Origin of the sequence: Salinispora cortesiana, from assembly GCF_000484695.1 — a bacterium.
GTDB classification, from domain to species: Bacteria; Actinomycetota; Actinomycetes; order Mycobacteriales; family Micromonosporaceae; genus Micromonospora; species Micromonospora cortesiana.
In genome coordinates this window covers 1-2,941 of sequence record NZ_AXVR01000133.1, presented here as the reverse complement: position 1 = coordinate 2,941, position 2,941 = coordinate 1, and the positions used below count along the sequence as shown (strand labels likewise).

Annotated in this window: 4 protein-coding genes; 2 read left to right on the top strand and 2 right to left on the bottom strand. The window is 68.0% G+C overall.

The genetic code is table 11. The annotated features are described in order from the left end of the window. Together K228_RS0124355 and K228_RS26250 are read right to left on the bottom strand one after the other, a co-directional pair. Nucleotides 1-405 (bottom strand): ParB N-terminal domain-containing protein (locus tag K228_RS0124355; RefSeq protein ID WP_188116253.1); only part of this gene is annotated, 405 nt, incomplete at its 3' end. A gap of 83 nt (nucleotides 406-488) precedes the next feature. Then, nucleotides 489-818, bottom strand: coding sequence for a GntR family transcriptional regulator (locus K228_RS26250; RefSeq protein WP_025620705.1), 330 nt, complete (start codon nucleotides 816-818; stop codon nucleotides 489-491). Nucleotides 819-944: 126 nt separating this feature from the next. Here K228_RS26250 and K228_RS26575 point away from each other — a divergent pair, with 126 nt between their 5' ends. Both K228_RS26575 and K228_RS28645 read left to right on the top strand, forming a co-directional pair. Further along, a complete protein-coding gene (locus K228_RS26575; protein ID WP_025620704.1) occupies nucleotides 945-1,877 on the top strand; it encodes a ParA family protein in 933 nt (310 codons plus the stop codon). Between the two features lie 2 nt (nucleotides 1,878-1,879). Then, nucleotides 1,880-2,539, top strand: coding sequence for a hypothetical protein (locus tag K228_RS28645; RefSeq protein WP_155251639.1), 660 nt, complete (start codon nucleotides 1,880-1,882; stop codon nucleotides 2,537-2,539). Nucleotides 2,540-2,941 lie beyond the last annotated feature (402 nt).

The window sequence follows — 2,941 nt, the reverse complement described above, 5'->3', positions numbered from 1 at the left end:
GTTCTCCGCCGTCATCACGTCCAACTGCCCGCCCGCGTCGTCGGCGATCGCGTCGACGCGCACCAGCACGTTCAACGTCGCGTCCGGATCGCCGGCCCAGACCCGACCGGCGGCGGTACGCCGGCGGGCGCCCATCAGCACCACCCACTCGGCGCCGGCCAACTCGGCCGCGTGCTGCGGCCACGCGCCGGCGACCCGGACCGTGGGCAGCACCACCGGCGGCTGCAGCACCCCCAACTCCCGGATCGACTCCTCCAGTTCGGTCAGGTCACCCAGGTCGCGGCGCGGGTTCGCCGGATGGGTCACCACGCTGCCCAGCGGCACCTGCCGGGCCTGCATCGGCACCGCGGCCGCCGGTTCGGGCGGCGCGTAGTCGGTGACCGCCGATTCCACGGAATCCGTCATGATGATGCGAGCTCCTTCACGGGAGTTGAGGGCGTGGGGCGGTCCGGGCTTGGTCGTCAGGGACCGCCCCACGTCGCTGGTAGTCAGTCCAGGTGCTTCAGTACCCGGCCGATCGCGGTCTGGGTGTTCGTCAGGGTGGCCCGCAACTCCTCCAGGGCCTGCTTAAGTGCCGCGGTGTCCCCCGGCGGGCCGGGCAGCGCCGTAACGAAGGTGCCGCGCCCCTGAACCGGGTTCAACAGCCCCTCGTCGGCGAGCAGACCCTGCGCCTGACGGATGGTATTCAGCCCGGCGACGTCGTACTCCTCCTGCAACTCACTGATCCCGGGCAGTGTCGAGCCGACCGGCCACTCACCGTCGGCGAGCCGCCGACGCAGGTCGTCGGCGATCTCCTGGTAACGCGGACTACGTGCCATACCGTCACACTAAGACCTCAAGACCTCCTAGGCAATGGGAGACTGTCAAGAGGTTGGTCGATACATCACGGCCTGACGCGTCGTGGTTTTCGGCACGCGTACTTGCCTGCTCTCCTGCCAGCGGAAATGCTGTCGCCCAACAACCAGAAGAAGGGTGGGTGCGAGGTGGACGTCTACGAGTTGCTGCGCGACCTCAGCGGGAACGAGGTCGAACTGCGTTGGAAACCAACGCGCGGCGGCCCGGTGATCCTCGCGATCTTCAGCGAAAAGGGCGGGGTCGGGAAGACCGGCCTCACCAACGGCCTGGCCGCAGTGGCAGCCAAACATGGGCTGCGGGTGCTGGTCATTGACCTCGACCCACGCGCTACTGCCACCAGCGAGCTGGGCGTGGAGAAGCCGGAATACACGATCAACGACCTGCTCTACATCGACGCCAGCGACCCGAACCCTGTTGATCCGCGCGGGCTGGCCGCGGACGCCATCCTTCCCGCGGGCGAGGGTTGGCCGGACAACGTGCACGCGCTCGCCGCCGAGCGCGCCCTCGGTAACCGGGAGTTCGACAACACCTCCGGCATGGAGCAGCGGCTCAGGCTGTCGCTGGACGGCGTCGCCGAGAACTACGACCTGGTCCTGATCGACGTGCCACCTCGGCCCGGCGGCAAGCTGATGACCGCAGCGGCGCTTACCGCCACGCACGCTCTCCTGCCGGCGACGCTCGACGAGGATGGCTACATCGGCGTGCACGACGGCCTGATCTCCCTGCGCCGCGCCCGGATGAATCACGGGCTGCCGCCGCTGATCGTCGTCGGCGTCCTGCGCAACATCGTGGACCGCCGCCGCAGCGGCCTCGCGGAGACCTTCGACGAGAAACTCGCCCAGGAGTACCCGCCACACTCCCCCGACGGACCGCAGCTCCTGAACGCCGCCGTTCCGAAGTACGTCATCCGCCAGGAGTCCCGCAGCGCCCGCGTGCCTTTCACGGTAGCGGGCACCACGGAGGCAACGCTGCTCGAACGCGCATACTGCCGGACCCTCAACTGTGTCGCGGAGGTGGCCTGACCGTGAGCAAACTCCTGGGACAAGCACGCGGGCGAGCCCTCCAGCGCGCCGGTGACGCGGAACGAGACCCGGCCGAAACTGCTGTCACCACCGCCAGCAAGCCGACAAGCAGCACCGCCAGCCAAGTGGGCAGCGAAAAGGCCAGCTTTAAGGCTGCCCCTAAGGCAGGCGATACAGAAAGCCAGCCAGCCAGCAGGGAAGCCAGCGTTCACGACAGCGAGTCAGCAGGCTCCAATGCGAACGTGTTTGCCAGCGAAATTGCTAGCGAGAAAGGCAGCGACAAAGCTAGCGATATGGGCAGCAATGACGCTGACGCGACCGCTGGCCCAATCACAAGCCGAGCAGCAAGCGCTGAGGCCAGCACGCGCGCCAGCGCCGATGCAAGCAGTGAACACCGAACCGCCCATAATGGAGCTGGCGCCAGTGCAAGCCGCAACGCTGGCAAAAGTGCCAGCATTCCCGCCAGCAGAAAGAGCCGGCCACCGCGCCGACGTGGCCGCCCCCGCGGTCCGGAACGGGTAGCCCTGTCTGTACGGATCCTGACCGAGATCGATGACGCCCTGACTCTGGCAGTGGAACGCAGCGGCCTGGGCCCGCAAGAGATCGTCGAAACCGCGCTCACTGAGTGGATGAGCCGTCACGGTTACAACCAGACCGCCTGATCAGGGCGTTATCCACAGGGCCACCAGTTGTCCACAGTCCGGAGGCCAGATGTAGCGTCCCTGCCGCCGCCCTCGGCAGGCTGCCGGTGTCGGCGAAGCCACCCTCCGGCCGCCGACCACGGCCTACTGCAGGTGGGGCGGCCCTGGACCGGAAGGCACCGACTTGCACGCGGCTCGACCCCCGCCCCGTCGGCGAGGGTTGGGCCGCGTGCGACCTTCCGGGATTAGGCCCGCCCGTAGTTTCCAGACCAAAAACTCCAGGCATCATGATCACTGACGGCCTCTCGGCGGGTATGGCAACGATGGTCGAGCTGGCCGAGGTGTGGGTTCGTCCAACGGACACCATCGAGCGCGCTTGCCCGTTTCGCGCGGGCGACCCCCGGCTCGCCGCCGAGCCGGGGG

Excerpts from the sequence above, each read along its gene's own strand:
- K228_RS26250 (WP_025620705.1), bottom strand. The coding sequence starts at position 818 with ATGGCACGTAGTCCGCGTTACCAGGAGATCGCCGACGACCTGCGTCGG.
- K228_RS26575 (WP_025620704.1), top strand. The coding sequence starts at position 945 with ATGCTGTCGCCCAACAACCAGAAGAAGGGTGGGTGCGAGGTGGACGTC.